This window comes from Methylomonas sp. MgM2, from assembly GCF_054172045.1.
In genome coordinates, this window is the sequence record NZ_JBSYXO010000019.1 from 49,365 (window position 1) to 72,875 (window position 23,511).

At 52.9% G+C, this 23,511-nt stretch carries 19 protein-coding genes; 12 read left to right on the forward strand and 7 right to left on the reverse strand.

Features of this window, described 5'->3' with window-relative positions:
• Position 1 precedes the first annotated feature (1 nt).
• From ACW73I_RS14630 to ACW73I_RS14655, 6 genes are all read left to right on the forward strand, one after another.
• Entirely contained in the window at positions 2-1,312 is a 1,311-nt protein-coding gene (locus tag ACW73I_RS14630; RefSeq protein ID WP_458030132.1) for a TolC family protein, read from the forward strand.
• Positions 1,309-2,400: an efflux RND transporter periplasmic adaptor subunit gene (locus ACW73I_RS14635; RefSeq protein ID WP_458030133.1), complete on the forward strand. Its 1,092-nt coding sequence runs from the start codon at positions 1,309-1,311 to the stop codon at positions 2,398-2,400. Before ACW73I_RS14630 ends, ACW73I_RS14635 begins: the two co-directional genes overlap by 4 nt.
• Positions 2,400-5,462, forward strand: coding sequence for an efflux RND transporter permease subunit (locus ACW73I_RS14640; RefSeq protein WP_458030183.1), 3,063 nt, complete (start codon positions 2,400-2,402; stop codon positions 5,460-5,462). Before ACW73I_RS14635 ends, ACW73I_RS14640 begins: the two co-directional genes overlap by 1 nt.
• Positions 5,459-5,764: a DUF3240 family protein gene (locus tag ACW73I_RS14645; protein ID WP_458030134.1), complete on the forward strand. Its 306-nt coding sequence runs from the start codon at positions 5,459-5,461 to the stop codon at positions 5,762-5,764. The genes ACW73I_RS14640 and ACW73I_RS14645 overlap by 4 nt, the downstream gene beginning before the upstream one ends.
• A gap of 97 nt (positions 5,765-5,861) precedes the next feature.
• Positions 5,862-6,596, forward strand: coding sequence for a DUF3240 family protein (locus tag ACW73I_RS14650; RefSeq protein WP_458030135.1), 735 nt, complete (start codon positions 5,862-5,864; stop codon positions 6,594-6,596).
• Positions 6,597-6,603: 7 nt separating this feature from the next.
• Positions 6,604-7,017: a hypothetical protein gene (locus ACW73I_RS14655; protein WP_458030136.1), complete on the forward strand. Its 414-nt coding sequence runs from the start codon at positions 6,604-6,606 to the stop codon at positions 7,015-7,017.
• A gap of 220 nt (positions 7,018-7,237) precedes the next feature.
• Here the strand turns inward: ACW73I_RS14655 and fdxA are convergent, their stop codons facing one another.
• The 5 genes from fdxA to ACW73I_RS14680 all read right to left on the reverse strand — a co-directional run bounded on the left by fdxA (position 7,238) and on the right by ACW73I_RS14680 (position 11,950).
• On the reverse strand, positions 7,238-7,561 hold the full coding sequence (gene fdxA / locus ACW73I_RS14660) for a ferredoxin FdxA (RefSeq protein WP_458030137.1): 324 nt from the start codon (positions 7,559-7,561) through the stop codon (positions 7,238-7,240).
• Positions 7,562-7,728: 167 nt separating this feature from the next.
• Positions 7,729-9,831 (reverse strand): elongation factor G, encoded by a 2,103-nt coding sequence (gene fusA, locus ACW73I_RS14665; protein ID WP_458030138.1) that lies wholly within the window; start codon positions 9,829-9,831, stop codon positions 7,729-7,731.
• A 126-nt stretch (positions 9,832-9,957) separates the two neighbouring features.
• The gene (locus ACW73I_RS14670; RefSeq protein WP_458030139.1) at positions 9,958-10,905 is read right to left on the reverse strand and encodes a ketopantoate reductase family protein; all 948 of its coding nucleotides are present in this window, start codon (positions 10,903-10,905) and stop codon (positions 9,958-9,960) included.
• A complete protein-coding gene (gene hda / locus ACW73I_RS14675) occupies positions 10,902-11,600 on the reverse strand; it encodes a DnaA regulatory inactivator Hda (RefSeq protein WP_458030140.1) in 699 nt (232 codons plus the stop codon). The genes ACW73I_RS14670 and hda overlap by 4 nt, the downstream gene beginning before the upstream one ends.
• A 5-nt stretch (positions 11,601-11,605) precedes the next feature.
• Positions 11,606-11,950 (reverse strand): DUF2069 domain-containing protein, encoded by a 345-nt coding sequence (locus tag ACW73I_RS14680; RefSeq protein WP_458030141.1) that lies wholly within the window; start codon positions 11,948-11,950, stop codon positions 11,606-11,608.
• Between the two features lie 148 nt (positions 11,951-12,098).
• On the opposite strand from ACW73I_RS14680, the gene ACW73I_RS14685 reads away from it, so the two are divergent.
• A complete protein-coding gene (locus ACW73I_RS14685; RefSeq protein WP_458030142.1) occupies positions 12,099-12,665 on the forward strand; it encodes a YceI family protein in 567 nt (188 codons plus the stop codon).
• A 51-nt stretch (positions 12,666-12,716) separates the two neighbouring features.
• A complete protein-coding gene (locus ACW73I_RS14690; protein WP_458030143.1) occupies positions 12,717-13,919 on the forward strand; it encodes an HD-GYP domain-containing protein in 1,203 nt (400 codons plus the stop codon).
• A 51-nt stretch (positions 13,920-13,970) separates the two neighbouring features.
• Here ACW73I_RS14690 and ACW73I_RS14695 read toward each other — a convergent pair whose 3' ends face one another.
• Positions 13,971-14,501: a flavin reductase family protein gene (locus ACW73I_RS14695; RefSeq protein ID WP_458030144.1), complete on the reverse strand. Its 531-nt coding sequence runs from the start codon at positions 14,499-14,501 to the stop codon at positions 13,971-13,973.
• 105 nt (positions 14,502-14,606) lie between these two features.
• Here ACW73I_RS14695 and ACW73I_RS14700 point away from each other — a divergent pair, with 105 nt between their 5' ends.
• Positions 14,607-15,275: an ABC transporter ATP-binding protein gene (locus tag ACW73I_RS14700; protein WP_458030145.1), complete on the forward strand. Its 669-nt coding sequence runs from the start codon at positions 14,607-14,609 to the stop codon at positions 15,273-15,275.
• The gene (locus ACW73I_RS14705) at positions 15,256-16,047 is read left to right on the forward strand and encodes an ABC transporter permease (protein ID WP_458030146.1); all 792 of its coding nucleotides are present in this window, start codon (positions 15,256-15,258) and stop codon (positions 16,045-16,047) included. The genes ACW73I_RS14700 and ACW73I_RS14705 overlap by 20 nt, the downstream gene beginning before the upstream one ends.
• A 33-nt stretch (positions 16,048-16,080) precedes the next feature.
• Here the strand turns inward: ACW73I_RS14705 and ACW73I_RS14710 are convergent, their stop codons facing one another.
• Positions 16,081-20,643 (reverse strand): YCF48-related protein, encoded by a 4,563-nt coding sequence (locus ACW73I_RS14710; RefSeq protein ID WP_458030147.1) that lies wholly within the window; start codon positions 20,641-20,643, stop codon positions 16,081-16,083.
• A 460-nt stretch (positions 20,644-21,103) separates the two neighbouring features.
• Between ACW73I_RS14710 and ACW73I_RS14715 the strand changes: the two genes are divergently transcribed.
• Both ACW73I_RS14715 and ACW73I_RS14720 read left to right on the forward strand, forming a co-directional pair.
• Positions 21,104-22,996, forward strand: coding sequence for an ATP-binding cassette domain-containing protein (locus tag ACW73I_RS14715; protein WP_458030148.1), 1,893 nt, complete (start codon positions 21,104-21,106; stop codon positions 22,994-22,996).
• A gap of 2 nt (positions 22,997-22,998) precedes the next feature.
• Complete coding sequence (locus ACW73I_RS14720) at positions 22,999-23,511, forward strand: hypothetical protein (RefSeq protein ID WP_458030149.1); 513 nt, start codon at positions 22,999-23,001, stop codon at positions 23,509-23,511.

Below are 23,511 nucleotides of genomic sequence, written 5' to 3' on the forward strand. Positions count from 1 at the left end.
TATGACAGTATTGCGTCATATTACGTATGGCCTGGCCGTATTATGCTGGCCGTTCAATCCTTGTTTTGCCGAAAAACCGGAACTACCGCCGGTAGAGCAGCGGATGCTGACGCCGGTCGACGCCGGGCAATTGATGGTCGAACATTTGGATCCTATACAAATCGACCCGCAGTTGACTTTGCCTCAGTTGCTCGAGCAAACGCTCCAAGCCTATCCCGACCGCTTGATTAATGAGGCCCTGAACCGGGAAGCGGATGCTTTGGCGGAACGCGGCGATAGCTGGTTTGCCGGATCGCATGCCTTGGCGTTGAACTATTCCGACGATACGGTCGGTAGCAACAAAGGCGCGCGCGAAGCTGTTGCCGAATTAGAGTTTACGGTGTGGAATTGGGGGCAGCGTAGCGCGGCGCAAGACGTAGCAGAACAAGCGTACTTGGCGGCCGATAAGCAATCGAAAGCAGTAAAACTCGAAGTTGCGCGGCTGCTCAGGGAAGCCTTATGGAACATCGCATTGGCCGAAAATCGCTTATTGCTCATGCGAAATCAACTGAAAATATCGGAACGCTTATTGGCTAAGGTGAGACAACGCGTTGAACTCGGCGATCTACCGCGGGCCGATTTGTTGCTGGCCGAAAGCGATCATTTACAAAACCAAACCTTGTTAACTCAAGCAGAAGCGGAACTGATGCATACACGCAAGAGTTACGCCAATCTGACTCGCACGACGAGGATACCCGCCAATTATCAGGAGCCGCTCAGCGAGATCGAGGTCGTACAACCGAGTCATCCGATGCTGGAAGCCATTAACGCTATCATTGCGAGAAAGCAAGCCATGACGGAATGGGCTAAATCCACCGACACCGTCAATCAGCCCAAGATTATCGTTGGCGCTAGAACGGGTCGTGACCAGCGCGATAGCGAAGACCTGCAAAGCGCCAACATCGGAGTCTTTATTCCGTTTGGACATAGTACTTACGATGCACCGGAAATCGCCGCGGCTTACTTGGAGTTGAATACGGCATTGGCGCAACGGGAACACTTGCAACGCCAGTTGGAGAAAAACCTGCACGAAGCGGAGCATACTTTGGATATCAACCGCAAGGAACTCGAAATTGCAAGGAAAATGAAAGACATCGCCGAACAGCATTTGGCAATGATGCAATTTAGCTTCGAATCGGGCGAAATCAATTTACTCGACCTTCTAAAAATTCAAGCTCGTAGCCTGGAAGCCATTCGGAATGCCAAGGAGCAGGAAGTCAAACTGCAACGCAATATCGCGCTCTATAACCAGGCGGTTGGAGTATTACCATGAGAAAAATTCTATTCGGTTTCTTATTAGCCGGCTCGCTGAACGCGAGCGCCGAGAATCCGCAAATTCAAATCACGCCGGAACAAATCGATAATCTGGCGGTAAAAATCGGTCCGGTTCAGGTCAGTCAAGAAATTCCCATACTATCGGCGCCGGCCGAAGTGGTGGTGCCCGCCGACCGGGAGATGCTGATCAGTTCCCCGCAACCCGGTTTTTTACGGCAATTGCACGCCAATATCGGCGATAGAGTCAAACAAGGCCAGGTCTTGGCACAAATCAACAGTCCGGAGTTGGTGGTCTTGCAGCAGCAGTTTCTGACGGCGCGTAGTGCATTGAATTTGGCCGGTTTTCAACACCGCCGCGATCAAAAGCTGCTGCAGGAAGGCGTCATCGCCGAACGGCGTTGGCAGGAAACTCAAGCGCTTTATAACAACAAAGTAGCGATCGCCAACGAAAGCCGGGATTTGCTGAGCATAGCCGGCATGTCCGATACGGAAATTGCCAAGTTGGAAAAAACCCACAAGCTGAACATGTCCCTGCTGGTACGCGCGCCTATGGACGGGGTGATATTGGACCGCTTGGTCAAGTTGGGTTCGCGTTTGGACACGCAAGCCCCGCTGTATCGCATTGCCGATCTTTCCAAGCTGTGGCTGCAAATCAATATCCCGCAGGAACGCATCAGTGATGTCGAAATCGGCGATCGGGTAAAAATACCGGATTACGCGGGATCGGCAAAAATCAGCTTGCTCGGGCAAAGCGTCGATCCGGCCAATCAAACGGTGTTGGCCCGCGCCGTCATTACGGACAAGGCCGAAAAGCTCAGAGTGGGGCAGCATTTGAACGTGCAAATCATGCAAGCCGGCGGCGAAACGGGGTTTCGCGTGCCTAACTCCGCTATCGCCCAAAATGCCGGGCGCAGCTACATATTCGTGCGCAATGCCGGCGGTTTTGCGGTAACCGAGGTCAAGGTGATCGGCAGGCAAGACCAGGGCGCCTTGATTACGGGGCCGTTAACACCGGGTCAGAGTATCGCGGTGGAAGGTTCCGTTGCGCTGAAGGCCAATTGGCTGGGCATGGGCGAGGACAAATGATGGGTGGATTGATTCGTTTTGCGCTGTCCCAGCGTTTGTTGACTTGTCTGCTGGTGCTGTTATTGGCGGCCGGCGGTTATCACGCGTTCAGGAACATCCCGATCGACGCGTTTCCGGAGGTTTCGCCGACGCAGGTCAAAATCATCGTCAAAGCCAACGGCATGACACCGGAGGAAGTGGAAACCCGGATTACCGCGCCGATCGAGCTCGAATTGCTAGGCATACCGCATCAAACCATGCTGCGATCCTTGGCCAAATATGCGATTACCGACATTACCCTGGATTTCGAGGAGGGCACCGACATCTATTGGGCGCGGCAACAAGTGGCCGAACGCCTGAACGGTATCTGGGGCAGTCTGCCGATGGGAACCGAGGGCGGCATCGCGCCGATGACGACGCCGTTGGGTGAAATGTTTATGTTCTCGATCGAAGGCGGCGATTTGAGTTTGATGGAACGGCGGACCTTGCTGGACTGGGTGATACGCCCGGCCTTGCGCACGGTGGCCGGCGTGGCCGACGTCAACGCATTGGGGGGCGTGGTCCGCAGTTTCGAAGTCGTTCCGGACAACATACGCCTGGCGGCGCGTAACATCGGCATAGACCAATTGATCAAGGCTTTGCAGAGCAACAACCGCAACGACGGCGCCGGCCGTTTGACGGAAGGCGAGGAAGCGCTGATCGTGCGCGCGGAAGGCCGAATCAAGGACGAGCAAGATGTCCGCAGCATCGTCGTTAGCCAACACGGGGGCAGGCCGATACGGGTAGAGGATGTTGCGGAAGTCAGAATCGGTGCATTGACTCGTTACGGCGCGGTCAGCAAAGACGGCGACGGCGAAGTGGTAACCGGCGTGATCCTAAGCCTGCGCGGCGCCAACGCCCGGCAAACCGTTGAATCCATCGAAGCAAAGCTGGCCGAACTGGAAAAAACTTTGCCGCAAGGGGTTAAGGTCAGCGTGTTCTACAACCGCGGCGATTTGGTCAGCAAGGCGGTCAATACCGTCAGCAAGGCGCTGATAGAGGCTATCGTATTGGTCGTCATTCTGTTGATCCTGTTTTTAGGCGACTTGCGCGCGGCTTTGACCGTCGCTCTGGCCTTGCCGATGGCGGCTTTGATTACCTTTATCATGATGAGCGCCTTCGGCATGTCGGCCAATTTGATGAGCCTGGGCGGCCTGGCCATAGCGATAGGCATGCTGGTGGACGGCGCCGTGGTCGTGGTCGAGAATATCATTACGCAGTTGGCGGACCATGAAAAGGCCGGGCGCATGCCGCGATTGCACATGATATACAGGGCCACGCGTGATGTCGCGGTGCCGGTGACGTCGGGCATTTTGATCATCATCATCGTGTTCTTGCCGCTGTTGGCCCTGGAAGGCTTGGAAGGAAAGTTGTTCGGGCCGGTGGCGATGACCATCGTGTTCGCCTTGAGCGGGTCGCTGGTGTTGTCGCTGAGCGTGATTCCGGTGTTGGCGTCCTTTTTGTTGAAGCAGGTATCGCATGAAGAACCCTGGTTGCCTCGGTTGTTATTGCGGCTCTACGAACCGCTATTGGTCTGGTGTCTGAATAACAGCAAAACGGTCTTCGTCACCGCAGGCTGTTTATTGGCCGCGACCGTGCTGGCGTTTACCCGGATAGGCAGCACCTTCATGCCGACCATGGACGAAGGGGAGATCGTCGTGCAGTTGGAAAAGCTGCCGTCGATCACGCTGGAGGATTCGGTGCGCCTGGATCAACGGGTGCAGAAGAATATTCTGGAGCATATGCCCGAAGTGCGGACCGTCGTATCGCGCACCGGCAGCGACGAGTTGGGCTTGGATCCGATGGGCTTGAACGAAACCGACAGCTTCTTGATCTTGAAACCGAAAGATGAGTGGCGTTTCGATAGCAAAGAAGAATTGATCGATGCGATACGCGGCATCATGGCTCATACGCCCGGCATCGCCTTCGGCTTTACCCAGCCGATCGAAATGCGGGTGTCTGAGATGCTGACCGGTACCCGCGGCGACGTGGCGATCAAGTTGTTCGGCAACGATATCGACGAGCTGAACCAAAAAGGTGCTGAAATCGAAGCCTTGTTAAGGACAATACAAGGCTCCAGCGACGTGTTCATGCGCAAGAACGAAGGCATGCAATTCCTGCAGCTCAGCATAGACCGGCGTGCGGCGGGCCGCTTCGGTCTGGACGCGGATACTATCGAAAACATGCTGAAGGCGCAGATCGAGGGCCTGCGTTTGGGGATCGTGCAGGAAGGTATCAAGCGCACGCCCCTGTTGTTGCGGGGACGCAGCAATCCCGCCGATTTTGCTAATCTGCAAATAGCCCTGCCCGAAGGCGGGTTCGCGCCGATTACCGCGTTGGCAAAAATAGAACGGGTGGAAGGCGTGGTGTCGATTCAGCGCGAAAAAGGCCAGCGCTTCGTCGTGGTGCGCAGCAACGTCGAAGGCCGGGATTTGGTCGGCTTCGTCGACGAAGCGCGCCGCCTGGTGGCGGAGAAAATCGAACTGCCGACCGGTTATCGGGTGGAATTCGGCGGTCAATTCGAAAATCAACAGCGGGCGGCCGCGCGTTTGTCTTTGGTCATACCGGTGTCCTTGGGGCTGATTTTCTTATTATTGTTTTCCACTTTCGGCTCAGTGCGGCAGGCGGTGCTGGTATTGTCCAATATCCCTCTTGCAATGATAGGCGGCGTGTTCGCTTTGTGGCTGTCCGGCGAATACTTGTCCGTGCCGGCGTCGGTGGGTTTTATTGCCTTATTGGGTATCGCGGTATTGAACGGCGTCGTCATGGTCAGCTACTTTAACCAACTGTGCGCGACCGGCATGGAGTTGGCCAGAGTCATTATCGTCGGCTCGACCAGGCGTTTACGGCCGGTGCTGATGACCGCGACGATCGCCGCGTTCGGCTTGATTCCGTTGTTGTTCGCGACCGGGCCGGGCTCCGAAATCCAACGCCCTCTGGCCATCGTGGTCACCGGCGGTTTGGTTTCCTCGACCTGCTTGACCCTGATTTTGTTACCGATTCTTTACCAATTGTTCGGCCGGCCTCGGGAGGAAGTTTCATGATACACGATACATTTTTGGTGACGATCAATGTCGCATCGGTTCTGGAAGAGTCCATGGTCGACTGTCTGTTGACCTTCGAAACCGCCCAGGGATTCTCCAGTTTTCCGGTGAATGCCCACGACCATAAGCATCGCGATTTGTCGGTGACGGAGCAGGTTACCGGGCGGCAACGAAAAATGCGTTTTCAGATGTATATCGATCAACAGCATCTGCCGGATCTATTGACTAAAATAAAAACCGAATTTGCGGGGACCGGTTTACATTATTGGGTCGTGCCGGTACTCGAACATGGTGAAATTTAAACAATTTTTAGCGTGAATTAATGATGGGTGCTACTATTTCAGCAACTCGTAATGTAGTTGCCATCATTGCAGTGGGTTCACCTAGAGAGACGGTCACATGCATATTTTCTTAAGAAGGATTCCCGCCAATACCAGTCATATCGACATTACCGAATTTGTTAGCCCGGTGCTTAATAACGGTATTTTTAAAAAGCCGAGTAAAATCGTTAGCGTAGAGATTTTAGCCTTACGAGATGTGCGGGTCGATTCGATCGAATATCACGGCTTGGTAACGCTTGACTCGGAAGCGGCGGTCAAACAGGCTGTAAACGGACTGAGAAACCGAAGGCTGCAAGGGCGTTATGTCGTAGTCAGGCCTTATTTTCATCGTAACCCGAACAATGATCTGCGCAAACTTTCCTTTAATCGGGAAAGCGAAAAAGGTTTTATCGAAAGACGCCGTGGAGAACGTCGCCGAGGAAAGTATTTAGAGATCGTAAGAAATGTGTCGGATCAATTCAATACGGAAGAAGATATTTCCAATCATGCCACTCATCAGCAAATTCAGGTTACCTTTATTGTGCCGGCGCGGATTGAACTGGCGGTTGCGGAGTGTTTCGTCAATTTTGAAATAGAAAATGCGGGTTCCGTAAATAATCTGGATGAAGCCGTTGACTATCGTATTACTCAATTTTTGACGGAGTTGGAAGGTCCGGAAAACAAATCCAGACGCTTCCAAATTTTTACTAGTAGAAGGGTTCTTTCCGAATTATTGTATAAATTGCAAGCGGAGTTTTCTCACGGGGATATTTATTACTGGGTTGCGCCGGTAATCGAATTCGGTAATTTCTAGATGGCGAATGATTATTTTTATTCGAAAGATTCCTGCTGATACCAAGTTAAGTGAAATAATCACTTTTGTCGAACCGGCGGTAAGCGGCGGACTATTCCGAAAAGGCGGAATGGTCAAAGGCGCCAAGATACTTGCATTAAGGGATGCGCGATCAAAAACCACAGAATTTCATGGGCTTGTAACGGTTGAGCCTGAAGAAGAAGCATTACGTGCTATAAAAATGCTTAAAGGAAAACGCTTCAAAGGTAAATTCGTTGCGATTAGGCAATATTGTCAACGTAACTGGCATAACGATCCCAGAAAAAATCCACTAGCGGTTGAGTATCTCCATATTATGGACAGACGCGTCATGGACAGGCGCCGCGGCAAACATCTTGAAATAATTGAAAATATTTCGGCTAGACCCCGGCAGCGCGGGTGATTTTTCTCGCAAAGACATTTGGTTTTTAAAGCGACGGCCCAAATCGATTGAATAAGCCGGCCATCCAACTTAAGAGTCTGCCGCAAAAGCCCCCGTTTCCCGCTTCTTGCGTCGCCCTATTTTCTGCGTATATGCAGTCGTCCGGAAGCAAGAAGGAATTGTTTTAACTTTTACGACGCCTCTCTCTAATGTGGAATCGGCCGGCGGGCGGGAGCTATACTTATTTTTCCAGTAACTCGAATTTACCTGGTTTGCCGTTCCATTCTTCGGCATCCGGCAGCGCATCTTTTACTTCGGTAATGCCGGGCCAGGCTTTAGACAATTCGGCATTCAGTTGAATAAAATGCTCTTGACCTTCCGGCACTTCGTCTTCTGCAAAAATCGCATTAGCGGGGCATTCGGGTTCGCATAAGGTACAATCGATACATTCGTCCGGGTCGATGACCAGGAAATTCGGGCCTTCATGAAAGCAATCAACAGGGCAGACGTCGACGCAATCGGTGAATTTGCATTTAATACAGTTTTCGGTAATTACAAAAGCCATAATGTTCTTCCAGAGTTAGGTGATGGAATAAGCTTTCGTTCAGCGGGAAAGCTTTATGGTTGAAGTTGAAAACCGCCGCGTATGCGGCAGGTGACTAATTCTCATAATACGTCAAGAATGGCAACTGAAGAAGCAATCGCAATCGTCAGTTGCCTTTGTCCATAGAATTAATCTTTTTGACGTTCTTTCACTTCTTTAATCACTTCTTCCGCTACGTTTTTAGGGCAGGCGATGTAGTGAGAAAATTCCATGGAGAATTGGCCGCGGCCGGAAGTCATGGTACGCAAGTCGCCGATGTAACCGAACATGTCGCTCAGTGGCACGTCGGCTTTGATACGTACGCCGGTGACGCCGGGATCCTGCGATTTGATCATGCCGCGGCGACGGTTCAAGTCCCCGATTACGTCGCCGACGTGCGCTTCCGGTGTGAAAACGTCGACTTTCATAATCGGTTCCAGCAATTGCGGGCCGGCTTTCGGAATCGATTGACGATACGCGGCACGGGCGGCAATTTCGAAGGCAATGGCGGATGAGTCGACCGCGTGGAAGGCGCCGTCTGTCAGATTGACTTTGAAATCCAAGCATGGGAAGCCCGCCAGTACACCTTTCTCGATACTGGCTTTGAAGCCTTTTTCCACGGCCGGCCAGTATTCGCGCGGTACGTTGCCGCCGACAACGCTGGATTCGAACTGGAAGCCGCTACCCGGCTCGCCCGGCTCGATGATGTAGTTGATTTTCGCGTATTGACCGGAACCGCCCGATTGTTTTTTATGAGTGTATTCGTCTTCGACGCGCTGGGTGATGGTCTCGCGGTAAGCCACTTGTGGTTTACCGACGTTTACTTCGACACCGTGGGTACGTTTCAGAATGTCGACTTTGATGTCCAGGTGCAACTCGCCCATGCCTTTGATGATGGTTTCGCCGGATTCTTGGTCGGTTTCGACGCGGAACGACGGATCTTCGGCCACCATTTTGCCCAGTGCGATACCCATTTTCTCGTTGCTGCCTTTGTCTTTCGGCGCAATCGCGATCGAGATAACCGGATCAGGGAATACCATAGGCTCCAGAGTGGCCGGTTTGTCGGGGTCGCACAAGGTATGGCCGGTTTGTACGTTTTTCAGACCGATCAACGCCACGATGTCGCCGGCTTGAGCGGTTTCGATCTCGGAACGGTCGTCGGCGTGCATTTCCACCATACGGCCCACCCGTTCGGTCTTGCCGGTGAAAGTGTTCAGCAACGTGTCGCCTTTTTTCAGCTTGCCGGAATAAATACGGACAAAGTTCAATGCGCCGAAACGGTCGTCCATGATTTTGAACACCAGTGCGCGCAACGGACGGTCGGCATCGACAATCGCATGTTCGCCGGTCGGGTTGCCTTCGATGTCGGTTTCCGGTTGAGGATTGACTTCGGTAGGGTTCGGCAGATATTCGATAACGCCGTCCAATACCAATTGCACGCCTTTGTTTTTGAACGAAGAGCCGCAGAAGGTCGGGAAGAAATCCATGTTGATGGTGCCTTTGCGCAAGCAGTGTTTGATTTCTTCGATGGTAAGTTCTTCGCCTTCCAGATATTTCTCCATGATGTCGTCGTCTTGATCCGCGACTTGGTCGATCAATTTCGCGCGCCATTCTTCGACTTCTTCTACCATGTCCGCAGGTACGTCTTTGATTTCGTATTTCAACGGATCGCCGGAATCGTCCCAGACCCAGGCTTTACGAGTCAATAGATCGACAACGCCGCTGAATTGATCTTCACGGCCGATAGGCAGGGTCATGACGACCGGTTTCGCGCCCAATACGTCTTCGACCTGTTTGACGACGCGGTAGAAGTCCGCGCCCAAACGGTCCAGTTTGTTGACGTAAATGATTCGGGAAACTTTGGAGTCGTTCGCATAACGCCAGTTGGTTTCGGATTGCGGCTCAACGCCGCCGGAGCCGCAGAATACGCCGATACCGCCGTCCAAGACTTTCAGCGAACGATATACTTCGATGGTAAAGTCGACGTGGCCCGGGGTGTCGATGATGTTGAAACGATGCGGTTTGAATTGGTTCGCGCTACCCGGCCAAAAGGCGGTGGTGGCCGCCGATTGAATGGTGATGCCGCGTTCTTGCTCTTGTACCATGAAGTCTGTGGTCGCTGCACCATCATGCACTTCGCCGATTTTGTGGATTTTACCGGTTAGTTTTAGAATCCGTTCGGTGGTGGTGGTTTTACCGGCATCGACGTGCGCGAAGATACCGATGTTTCTGTAAAGCGATAAATCAGTCATGGTTATACTCTAATTGGAGATGAAAACGTTCGAACCTTTGGCACCATTGCCACAGCTTCTTCATTAGACTGGGTCAATGAAAAATCCGCCTATTCTAACCGAAAATCAAAAAAAACAGAATGTCAATTACGTGTCAATATTTTCTTGGGCTTCCGTTTGAATTTTCAGCTCGCGCAATTTCATTAGGCCGTAGAGCGTTTGCAGTACTGGACATGGAATGCCCGCTCGTTGAGCCGATCGCACGCTGTTTCCTAGGATTGCCTCGGTTTCCATCGCGTGGCGGCGTTCAAAATCCAATAACATGCTGGTTTTGTAAGGCGGCATCCCGTAAGTGTGTTGAATGTTGGTCTCGACGATGTCGTCGGGTAGCGGATGGCCGCAAGCTGCAGCGACGTCACAGACTTCTTGCATGATGCGGCGCACCAAAGCCTCCTGATTTTGCAAAATCGCTAGGGTCGGCAAGCCGCCGGACAATACCGATAGCGGATTAAATGGCGCATTCCATACGCATTTTTGCCAGCGGCTGGTAACGATGTCCGCGCTGAGCGTGCATTCGATGCCGGCGTTTAGGAAATACTGTTGTAAATGTCGGGTTCTATCGGAAATACCGCCGGGAAGATTGCCTAAAGTGAGTTTGCCGTATGCCAAATGATGAATCTCCGCCGGCGCCAGGCGATTGCAGCAAATAAAGGCTAAGCCGCTGACCAACTCATTCTCCGGAAAGGCCGCTTGCAATTCGGTTTCGATATCGACACCGTTTTGGATGAAAACGATGACGGTGTGTTTCGATACGGCGCCGCTTATTAGCCCGACTCTGTCGATGTTTTCAGTGACTTTAGTACACAAAATCAGATAATCGGCTTCGCCCTGAAATTCGGCGCTATCACGCAAGACTTGTTCAGGATGGAATTGCCAATTCCCTAAGTCGCAACTTGTGATGGCGATTCCTTGTCGTTTGACGATGTCATAGTCCGAACGGCAGACCACGGAGACGTCCGCTCCGGCCTTGTGCAGCAAGCCGCCGTAAAATCCGCCGATCGCACCGGCGCCGACGATGAGTATTTTGTCTTTCATGTTTGTTCGGCCAAAATTTGCTTTAAAAACGGAATGGTCAGCTTGCGTTGTGCGGCTAGCGTGGCTTTATCGATTTTTTCGAGCAATAGCCATAGTGAAGGCAGGTCTTGAACATAGTGGCTCAACAAAAATTGCCCGACTTTAGGCGGAATGTCGAATCCTAGATAGCGGGCTTTGAAGGTCAACGCCTCGATGATTTGCTGGTCATGCAAAGGTTGTATTTTCAGTGTTAAGCCCCATGCCATGCGGGTTTTTAAGTCCGGCAGGTCGAACGGCAGAAATTTAGGCGGACAATCGGCGGATAACAGTAATTTGTGATTGTTTTGCCGATGGCTATTGTAAAAAACGAAGAGGGCTCGCTCCCAGTCGGTGTGGTCGGCAATGTTTTGAATGTCGTCGAAACAGACCAGTTCGATATGCTCAAGACCTTCCAATATCGTGGTCGGAGGCAAATTATCGGCATCGAACGCCAAAAAAAACGGATCTTTGCCTTCGGCTTTGGCTTGTTGGCAGCAGGCTTGCAATAAATGGCTCTTGCCGCTGCCCGTTTCTCCCCAAATATAGATCTGTTGTTCCGTGCCGATTCCTGCCATCGCGAGTAATTGGTTGACGATCTCGGCATTATCGCCCGGAAAAAAACTGGCAAAAGTCAGATTGGTTTGAAACTCAAATTGTAACGAAAGTTGCGTGCCCATGGCGTTTAGGCTTTTTCCGCTTTGTATACATAGAATCCCGCGCCTAAGCATAGCAATAAGCTAAACATCACTTCCAGCAATGCGTAGGCCCTAAGGCTTTGATCCGCATAAGCTTCGATGACGCCGTGAATGAAATAAGGCAAGCTCAGGTAAGTCATCCAAGTGCAACTTTTTAGATTTCTGTTCAACAGGCCGTTGAACGGTAACAGCAGCGGACCGACGCCGACGATCAACAATAATGCGGTCGGCGCCAGTTTTGACGGAGACAAAATAGTTTGCCAAGCTATCATTAAAAAGAACAGACCGAAAAAACCGCATAGCGCTGCGTAGTAATAATAAGTTCGTTGCATAGGACCGGATTGGAGACGCGATGTTTCATAAAATAAGGTTATTATCACAAAGTCTGATCAAGAATGCTGTGACGGGCGACAAGCGACCGCTTGCCAACGGCCTGCCGGTTAAGGAAGCTATTATTTTTACATCCGTGAAGGTGATGCCATGTATCAAACGATTTTTCGCGTAGCCGTTGTAGGCTTATGCAGCATGTCTGTATGGGCTGCCGATAGCTACACTATCGATAGTCGCCATACCTTTCCAAGTTTCGAAATCGACCATTTGGGCTTTTCTACCCAACGGGGCCGTTTCAATGAAAGTAGCGGCAAAGTTGTGTTAGACGCCGACAACGGCGAAGGCTCGATCGATGTCGTAGTCAATATGGCTTCGATCAGTACCGGCTTGGCGGAGTTGGAGGAACATTTACGCGGCAAGGATTTTTTTGACGCGGTTCGATATCCGACCATGCGGTTTAAATCCGATAAACTGAAGTTTGCCGGCGAAAAATTGATAGCGGCGGACGGCATGCTGACGTTACACGGCATCACCAAACCGGTCAGATTGACGGTCGATCATTTTTACTGCGGGTTGAATCCGATCAGGCTCAAATATACCTGCGGTGCGAATGCGGTCGCCAATATCAAGCGCTCCGACTTCGGCGTCGACAAATATGTGCCGATGGTCGGCGACGATGTGAGCGTCGCTATCCAGGTCGAGGCAACCAGAGATTAGGCGAAAACGTTAGCGAAGCGGCCGGCAGGCCGGATTAGGACGCTTGTTGACATGATCAAAAAAGTTGATGTGTCGGAGCTTCGTCCCGGCATGTACATTCACAGCCTGAACCGAGAATGGATGGCACACCCTTTTTTGCGCAACCGGTTTCGTGTGCAATCGGAACGGGATATCGAAAAGATAAGCGAATTAGGCGTGGATTGCGTTTACATCGATACCGAGCGCGGGTTGGACAGTTCGACCCCGCCGTGTAGTCCGAAGCCGGCTTCGTCAACCGGCGACCTGCATGCGCTGGCAGGTGCGTTGAAACGGACCGCGTCTTCGGTACCGGTGCAGGAAGAGATCCGGCAAGCCAAGGGTATCGTTAAGGAAGCCAATTTCATAGTGCAAACGATATTGAAAGATTGCCGGCTCGGAAAACAGGTTGAGTTGGAGAAGGCGCAACCGATAGTCGGCGCAATCATAGATTCCATATTCCGCAATCCTGACGCGATGGTGAGTCTGCTTAGAATCAAACAAGCGGATTTATATACCTATCAGCATTCGGTGGCGGTTGCGACCTTGCTGATTAGTTTTTGCCGGTCGCTTGAGCTCGAACAAAACCAAATCGAATTGGCGGGTATCGGAGGCTTGCTGCACGATGTCGGTAAAATGATGGTGCCCGGCTATATACTCAACAAACCCGGCAAATTGAGCGAGCGCGAATTTGCCGTAATGAGAAAACATGTCGCGCTAGGCCGGACCATCCTGGAAAATACCGTGGGTATCTCGCCGATATCGGTCAAAATCGCAGCGGAACATCATGAGCGTTATAACGGCAGCGGCTACCCGTTAGGCTTGAAAGGCGACCAAATCAGCCAATTCGGGCATATGGCCGCGATTGTGGATTTTTACGATGCGCTAACCTCTCGGCGGGTTTATCATGCCGGTCTGGAACCCACCGCGGTATTACAGCAATTACTTGAAGGTGCAGACCGGCATTTTGCAGCACCTTTGGTCCACAGCTTTATTCGAACCGTTGGAATCTATCCGGTCGGTACTCTGGTGAAACTGGAAAATGACGATTTAGCCGTTGTCGTCGAACAGCATCATCAAGATTTGTTACATCCGAAAGTCAAATCCATCTTCAATTGCCGATTACGTCGCTTTATTCGGCCCAAGAATTACGATTTGTCCAAACCGGGGTGCCAGCAACGCATTGTTCATTTCGAAATCCCGTCACGCTGGCGCATCGAGCCGATGGCTTATCTGTGACGCATTGGAACCGATATTGGCCTTTCAGGCCGAACGGCCGGTTGCGGCCCATTACCGCATCTTCGAAATTACATGCATGCTTTCGCCGTCCACCACGAAACGGCCGTAACCTTGGTGATGTATGGTTTTAGGCGAGGATTGTTCCGGGTCGGTCCAGGCCCGCACGACTTCGAGGACGAACATGTTGTATTTATCGATCAAGCTGGCATCGACGACTTTGCATTCAAGGTTGGCGAAACACTCGGCTATCAATGGTGCCGCCACTTGCTCGGCGTTCACGGGTGTCAAGCCGCATGTGCGAAATTTGTTTAAATCACGCCCGGACGTATTGCCGATGGCGACGACTTTTTCGGCCAACTCAACCGTCGGGATCGCGATCACGCAGGCGCCGGTCTCCCGCAATGTGGTAAAACTGAAGTTTTCGCTGCTGACCACGCAAGCCACCATCGGTGGTTCGAATTCGACCATCATATACCACGACAATGCCATGGCATTGCGATGACCGTGATCGGCAGTGGTTAATAGCACTACCGGTCCCGGTTCCAATAATTGATAAACTTGCGGTAGTGGAAAAGGGGTCATGGCTGTTCCAAATAGTGTTACAAATTGTTGATTAGATGGACCATTATCGGACCATCGCAAACGCTATACAATTCAATTTCGATCCAAGATTTTGCCAACTTATCGATGCATTCCATAATTCGATTCGACCGGGTGTCGGTCTCGTCCCGCGAAAAAACCATTCTTTCAGAGATCAGCTTTACGCTTTATCGAGGGCAAAAGGCCATGCTATCGGGAAATTCGGGTGCCGGTAAAAGCAGCGTGCTTAGAACACTGTTAGGCATGCACACTATCGAATCCGGAATGGTTTATTTTGAAGAGCAAGCTTTGTCTGCAAAAACCGTTCGGGCGATCCGAGCGTGTACCGCATATATAGGCCAAGAGCCTGTTTTGGGAGCCGATAATGTCCGAGATGCGCTGCTTTTACCTTTTCAATTCAACGCGCACCGTAAAAGGCGTCCGTCTGAAGCCGAAATTAGCGAAGTATTGCAACGCCTTAAACTACCAGTCGAATTATTGAATCAGGAAACCCGGCATATTTCCGGCGGCGAAAAACAGCGCGTTGCATTGGCGCGGGGACTGCTATTGGGCAAGACGCTATTCTTGTTGGATGAGGTCACCAGCGCATTGGATCATGAAAGCAAACGAGCGGTATTGGAAGTGTTTGCAGAACCGCAGTTCACCGTATTGGCGGTGTCGCACGATACGGATTGGCTACGGCGCTGCGACGCCGTTTTTAATATTGAAGCGGGACGAATCAAGGTCGCGACTAAAGATGGAAACGCTGGATATTAACCTGACAAAACTAGGTTTGCTCTACGGTCTGGGCTTTTTGCCCTGGTCCTTGCTATGGTTAACCGGCGTCGGCTTGACCCGGGATATCGGCATCGGCCTGTTACGCATGACCATACAATTAGGCTTGATCGGCGTCTATTTGAAGACGCTGTTCGACTTGAATGATCCTTGGCTAAATACGCTTTGGCTACTGATCATGCTGATAGTGGCCGATCTCAGCATTCTGAAACGGTCGGGCCTGAAAACGCGTTATTTCGTGTTGTCTACGTTTACCGCAGTGGCGTTCAGCATCGGCTTGTCCACCGCCTATTTGGTCTTGCTAGTGATCCAGCCGGCCAATGTCTACGATGCCCGCTATCTGATACCGCTGGCCGGTATGATTTTGGGTAATTGCATGCAAGGCAACGTCATCGCCTTGGAGCGCTTTTTCACGGCATTGCGCAGCAATCAGCACGAATACACGACATTCCTGATGCTGGGCGCAAGCCGCTGGGAAGCCGTGCGCCCGTTTTTCCGGCAGGCGATCAAGGCCGCCATTAACCCGACGATCGCGAATATGGCAACCATGGGCTTGGTATCCTTGCCCGGCATGATGACCGGACAAATCCTAGGCGGCAGCGAGCCATGGGTCGCCGTCAAATATCAGATCGCCATTATCATTTGTATATTTACCAGCACGACCATCGGCACGGCGGTCAATTTGGCCCTGAGCTTGAGAATTGCGTTCGACGACTTCGACATGTTGAAGGACGGCGTGATTCGCGGCTCTTAGTGATCGATGGAATCGTACAATATCGCTAATGGGCTATGCCTTGGGCACACGCTTTTGAATACTGATTTCCCGGCTGAAACCCTTGAATCGAGCCAAATCCGCTTCGCTTGGAAATTGGTGAAATTTTTGCCGATGAACATCCAAGGCTCTGCTTAAAGCGTCCGCCAAGCCTCTTTCCTGTAATTTGCGCTCGAAGGTCTTATCCAAGAAATGCCAGCGCTGGCTTTCTTGGCCCGTTTCAACCGCAAAAACCTTGTCCATATCATTGCCGAACGCATAAAAAGCCACGGCCAGCGCCACCCATTGCGCTTCCCGCCGGTCTTCGCGTTCACCGCTAAATTCGCGGCTGGCAAAATAGCGGAGCTGATTCAAAAAGGCCTTCACATTGCGCGGAATCGGGTTGGACAACGCAATCAATTCGTACCAGATATCCAAGGCGTCGGCAAAAGTCGCCGAATCTTCGCGCAATTCCACGCCCGTTATTTGCAGTTTCAAGCGTTGATAAAGCGGTTGCAGCCAGGACAACCAGCGGTTATCGAGAATTTTGGGATTGCGCGCCAGCGACGTCAGCATAAACAGCATCACCAGCAATACCGCAAAAGGCCAGAGTTGCAGCAGCGGGTAATTCGCAAGCTTTGCGCCGGCAACAAAACCGTTTCCGGCGGAAGCCGATTTATCTTGATCGGGCTTGTCGCTGGCTTTAACGCCTTCCCGGGCCGATGACGGCTCAGTCCGACTCGTATCGGCGGAGGCTTTTGCCGGCTCGGGCGCGGCCGCTTGCTCGAACGAAATCGGCTGCAAAACGCCGGCACCCCATAAACCGCCTAACATGGCGGCCGTCAACAGCAGCAGCATCGTCAGGCTGCGCCAAATGAATTTTTTCACCTGATCCAGGCGTTGTTCGGCCTGCTCCAGCTTTTCCAATTGGATTTCTTCGGCATCGCGATTTTCCGATTCCGAATTGCCGTGCAACAAGGCCTGTACCTGCGATTTCTCGGGCGTCGGCACCGGCACTTCGATATGGATCAGCTTCTGCAAATAATGCCGCGCATACCAGCTTTGTCCGGTATTTTTGTCCTTGGCAGACTGATCGTTCATGCCGTCGGCTTCATTCACCGCTTTGGCCATGTCCTGAAAACTCAAGGTCACATTGGCCAAAACGTAGCGTGGGGCCATGCCCAATATGATGAACAGTTCGCTGGCGCCGGACAGGAAATTGGTGAGCTCCAGCACCTGCCGGGTATGCTCGCGGTCGCATCGATCCAGGTCGTCGATGAACAACACCAAGCGGCGTTTGCCTAATATGTCGGTGATTTGCTTGAAATGCTTCTCAAACAATATTCGGGTGCCGACCGGCTCGCCGGGCGCCGGCTGGCTGCCCGCCAGACTCAGTACGCTCTGGACGATTTTTGCCGGCGCCAATCCAACCAATGCCATGCCCTTCAACGCAAAAAAACTCAATACCGCCATCAACACCGACAGCCATTTTGCTAGCGCCGGCGGCAGCGGTAGCGGAAAATCGGGATGCAAATGCTCGACTTGCTTGAGCAAAGCGGTTTCGCTTTCCACGGTCAATTGCGCGGCCAATAGGTCTTCCGCGGCCTTGAGCAAAAGTTGCGGACGCGCGAAACAATTCGCCGGCATCGTGTCGCCGCATTTCAAAACTTCGCGGTGCTGTTCGGCCCGGCTAACCAAATCGGCCAACTTTGCGCACTGCGCTTCGCTAAACAGCGCCGGATTTGTCTGGCTGACGCATAATTGATCGTAGCCGTGTTGAGTCAAGATCAGAGGATCGAAGATGCCCAAGCGATAACTGGCATATTGCCAAAGTGCATTGCGCCCATCGGGATGGTTATAAAGCCAGATTCCGGAAAACATCAATGCAAACGCCAAGGTCGACAACAACAGTTTGACGAAAAAATTATGTAGCCACAGTAAACGCAAGCGGAACCAGAAGCCCGCAGGTGCCCACCAAGGCCCGATCACCTGTTTATGAATGTTGATCAGCACAGACGCCAGCACGTTTTGCTCTTCCCTATGGTGCCAGGCATTGAACCAAACCGGCGTCAGACCTTGCCGCTTCAAGCCGGCAAACAGAAAGTTCATCACCGAACTCTTGCCGCTGCCCCATTCGCCGGTAATCGCGATCGTGATCGGAGGATTGGTGTTCTTATTGGTCAAAAAGCGCACCAAGCCCATCGCCAGCTTGCGCGCACCGAGCAAATCCGGGCTGCCCGCATAGGGGCCGGCCGGTTTGTCGGTGACGGCCCGGTCCATCACGCTTTTGTGTCTTTCAACCGGTTTGCGTTGGCGTACTGGTTGCCAGACGGCGAGCGATGCCGCCGCGATAGCCAGCAATAACACCGCGTAAACCCATGGCGCGGGATAACGCCGATAGCCGGGTTGTTGCCAATGTTGCCCGCCATCGGCGGTGGACAGAATCACATCGTTAGAACCGACAATCCAGCCGTGAAGGCTGTCGATGAAATGCACGCTGGTAAGCTTTGAGTCCACGCCGCTGATTTGAGATCGCCAGCTCCGGCCGCCATCGACTGTGGCCAGAATCACGCCACCATAGCCCACCGCCCAGCCATGCAGGCTGTCGCTGAAATGCACGCCGAAAAGCCATGACTCCTCGCCACTGCTTTGCCGCTGCCAGCTCTGCCCCCCATCGGCGGTGGCCAGAATCACGCCAAAGCCGACCGCCCAGCCATGCAGGCTGTCGCTGAAATGCACGTCGGAAAGATTTGAATTAACATCACTGGTTTGCCACTGCCAGCTCTGCCCGCTGTCGGCGGTGCCGAGAATGACGCCACCATCACCCACCGCCCAGCCATGCAGACTGTCGCTGAAATGCACGCGGTAAAGATCTGGTTTCCCTCCGCTGCTTTGCCGCTGCCAGTTCTGCCCACCATCGGCGGTGGCCAGAATCACCCCGTCACTGCCCACCGCCCAGCCGTGTAGGTTATCGCTGAAATGCACGCCCCAAAGCGATGACGCCACGCCGCTGCTTTGCCGCTGCCAGCTCTGCCCGCCATCGGTGCTGGCCAGAATCACCCCATCATAGCCCACCGCCCAGCCGTGTAGGCTATCGCTGAAATGCACGCCGAAAAGTTCTAATTCGACGCCTCCCCTTTGCCTCCGCCAGCACTGTCCGCCATCGTCGGTGGCAAGGATTGCGCCACTAAAACCCACCGCCCAGCCGTGAGTGTTGTCGCTAAAATGAACGCTGCCAAGCCAGGCTGCGTCGTCACTGCTTTGTCGATGCCAGCTTTGCCCGCCATCGTCGCTGGCGAGGATCACTCCACCTTCGCCCACTGCCCAGCCGTGGGTGTTGTTGCTGAAATACACGCTCATGAGCGATGACTTGATGCCGTTACTTTGCCTCCGCCAATTCTGCCCTCCATCTTCCGTGATCAGAATCTCTCCACGCAAGCCCACCGTCCAGCCGTGCAGGTTGTCGCTGAAATAGACGCTGGTAAGCCGTGATTCCACGCTGCTGCTTTGCGGCCTCCAGCTCTGCCCACCATCCGGGGTGAATAGGATCACGCCCCGCTCGCCGATCACCCAGCCGTGAAGGTTGTCGCTGAAATACACGCCACTAAGGTTAGAGTTCACCCCGCTGTCTTGCCGCTGCCAACTCTGTCCGCCGTCGGCGGTAGCCAGGATCACTCCAACCTCGCCGACCGTCCTGCCGTGCAGGCTGTCGCTGAAAAATACGTCCGAAAGCGATGACTTTATGCCGCTGTTTTGTTGCTGCCAGCTATGCCCACCGTCGGCAGTGGCCAGGATCACTCCACTAGCACCAACCGCCCAGCCATGCAGGTTATCGTTGAAATGCACGCCGTAAAGCCATGATTTCGCCCCGCCGTATTGCTGTTGCCAGCTGTGCCCACCATCATTGGTAGCGATGATCACTTCGCTAGCACCGACCGCCCAGCCGTGATGGCTGTCGCTAAAAAATACCGATTGCAGGTTCGCTCTAAAACGGTCATCGCGCATATCAGGCTGTTTGGACGCCCCGCTATCATCGGAAGGAACGGTTGAATTTTGCTCGTGCTGTTGTTCTTGTTTCGAAGCCTGCAACGACCGTTCGGTCTGATCAACGGTTGCTTGTTTTGTAGCCGCTTTGTCTGCGGTTTTTTTTGTGCTTAAGTCGGCTTTGTCAACAGGCTGTTCGCCAGCCCAGGCCGATTTGAAAAAATCCAAGCCGATCGCGCTGCTCCGGGCGGGTTGCGGTACTTGACCTACGGTTTGCCGTTCCCAACTCAAGCCGCCGTCGTCGCTATGGATGATCAAGCCGTCATTGCCGACCGCCCAAACCTGCCGGCTGCCGGGTAACACGAATACGTCATTCAAGTTTGAATTGATGACCGGCAAGCGGCGGAAGGCATTGTCTTCGCGCGGATATAACCAGTAATCGGGATCGAAGGGCGTCGATGCGAGCCGATAGGCGTCCAGATGCGGCGGCTGCCAGCCGGCACCCCAGATGGCAACGGACAGCAGTAACGCGGCAAAAAAGCTCAATAGCCAAAATGGCGACAGAATCCGATGCGGCAATGCCGTGGCATGTTTTTGGCTTGGCGCGTCTACCATTTCGGCCCCCGAAACTTGACGAATTAAAAACACGTTTAGCCAGAGTATAGCGCTCAAGCAAAAACGTGTTATCGAAGGATGTGCCTCGCCACTGGGACTAACTGTCCGTGGCGGCAAGGAACAAATCCGCTTACTCAAACAAGATGCCGAATCAACACTTTAGATCGAGAGCGCCTTTCAAATGAGTGATGCCACGACGGAAACCAGCGGGATCACGCCTGTCCGCCTACTTGGGTTATAGTTGATTGAACCAGTACAGACGCGGACAAGCAGACATTGATTTGCATCCCGGTCTTGGGTTGCCGGCTATGGTTCAAAACGTACCGGAACATAGCCGATTATCGAAAAAAAACCGTCGCTATCCAAAAATCCTCACACTCGTCATGGCTTCCCGCGATAAAATTTGCGCCTTCGCTTGGCCTTTGGTCATGGCCGGTCACTCCAGTGTTGTTTAGTCATTATGCTCAATTTCAAAAACATCGCCATCCGTCGCGGCAGTCGTTTACTTTTTAGCGACGCGTCCTTCACGATACATAAAGGTCAAAAAATCGGTTTGACCGGCGCCAACGGCACCGGCAAATCCAGTTTGTTTGCGATGTTGCGCGGCGAGTTGCAGGCCGACGAAGGCGAGTTTTCGATGCCGCCTAATCTGGAAGTGGCGCATGTGGCGCAAGAAACGCCGGCTTTGGAATGTTCCGCCATCGATTATGTATTGGACGGAGACCGGGAACTACGGGGCTTGCAAAAGCAATTGCAGGCAGCCGAGCAGGCACACGACGGCCTGAAACTGGCCGAGCTGCATGCGGCGCTGGATCACATCGGCGGTTACACCGCGCAAGCACGCGCATCGCGTTTGCTGAATGGCCTGGGTTTTACTACCGTTCAAGAATTACAGCCGGTCAGTTCGTTTTCCGGCGGTTGGCGCATGCGCTTGAACCTGGCTCAGGCGCTGATGTGCCGTTCGGATGTGCTGCTGCTGGACGAGCCGACCAACCATTTGGATTTGGATGCGGTGATTTGGTTGCAGGATTGGCTTTGCAAATATCCGGGCACCTTGCTGCTGATTTCGCACGACCGCGATTTTCTGGATACGATCACCGACCACATCGTGCACATCGAGCAGGGCAAGGCCGAGATTTATACCGGCAACTATTCGGCCTTTGAACGAATGCGCGCCGAAAAGCTGGCGCAGCAACAAGCGGCCTTTGAAAGACAGCAGCGCGAAATCGCCCATATACAAAGCTTCGTCGATCGCTTCAAGGCCAAAGCCACCAAGGCCAGGCAGGCGCAAAGCCGGATCAAGGCGCTGGAGCGCATGGAAATCATCGCCCAGGCCCATGTCGATTCGCCTTTCGGGTTTAGTTTTCCTCCGCCGAAAAAAATGCCGAATCCGCTGTTAAAACTCGAGGAGGCCGACATCGGCTATGGCAGCAAAGTCGTCATCGATAAAGCCTCGTTGTCGATTTCGCCGGGCGACCGCATCGGTTTGCTGGGCCCGAACGGCGCCGGCAAGTCCAGCTTGATCAAGGTGTTGGCCGGGCAAATGCAAGCCTTGAACGGCAAATTTCAAACCGCGCAGGATTTGAACATCGGCTACTTTGCGCAACACCAATTGGAATTGTTGCGGCTGGACGAAAGCCCCTTATGGCATTTCCAGCAATTGGATAAGCTGGCTACCGAAAAGGATTTGCGCAATTTCCTCGGCGGTTTCGATTTCAGGGGCGACAAGGTCAACGAAGCGGTAGCCCCTTTCTCCGGCGGCGAAAAAGCCCGGTTGGTGCTGGCGCTATTGGTTTATCAAAATCCCAATCTATTGCTGCTGGATGAGCCGACCAACCATCTGGATTTGGAAATGCGCCACGCGTTGAGCGTGGCCTTGCAGGAATACGAAGGCGCGATCGTCGTGGTTTCGCATGATAGGCATTTGCTGCGTTCGGTGACCGATCAGCTTTTGCTGGTGGCGGATGGTAAGGTACAAACATTCGACGGCGACCTTGAAGATTACAAACAATGGCTGGCCGAGCAGAAGAAAGGCGCCGAGTTGGCCGATTCGGCTGATCAGTCGGCAGCGGCTCCTGTTTCGCGCAAGGATCAACGCAAGCAGGAAGCGGATCGCCGGCAGCGCCTGAAACCCTTGATGGATGCGGTAAAAAAGGCCGAAGCCGCGGTGGAAAAATTCCATAAGGAGCAGCAGGCGTTGGAGCAGCAGCTGGCCGATCCGGATATTTATTCGGACCAAAACAAGGAACAATTGAAGACTTTGTTGAGTCGGAAAAGCGATGTCGATAACGCGCTGGAACAAGCCGAACTCGACTGGATGACTGCCGAAGAAAACCTGTCGCTAGCGGAGTGAATATGTACGAATTGGTTATCCTGTTTTTTCGAATCGCCATTTTTCAGAAAGGGCCTCAGGACGTACCGGCTTCTTCGTTCGTGTTGAAATTGCTATTGCCGGCATACGTGGCTATCAAATATCTGATTTCTTTATTGAATAGCGCCGCGTCTACCGCTTTGCTGCAAATTTTGGCGGATTTCGCATTGATTGTATTGTTTTGCTGGCCGCTGCTGTATTTCGCCGGCAAGTCCGCGCGTTTTCCGCAGACCTTGGCGGCGATGATAGGCACCAACATCGTCATTAGTTTTTTTGCCTTGCCCGCCATTGCCACCTTGAATGTGCACGCCAACAATTTGGCCTATTTTTCGATGTTGGCGCTGGTCTTGTGGCACTGGCTGGTCAGCGGGCATATCATCCGGCACGCATTGGATCGCCCGTTGTTTTTTGGATTGGGTTTGGCGCTTTTGTATATTATGTTGTCGTCCCAGGTGATGGCCGCGTTGTTCCCCGAAATCACCAGCAATCCGCAATGA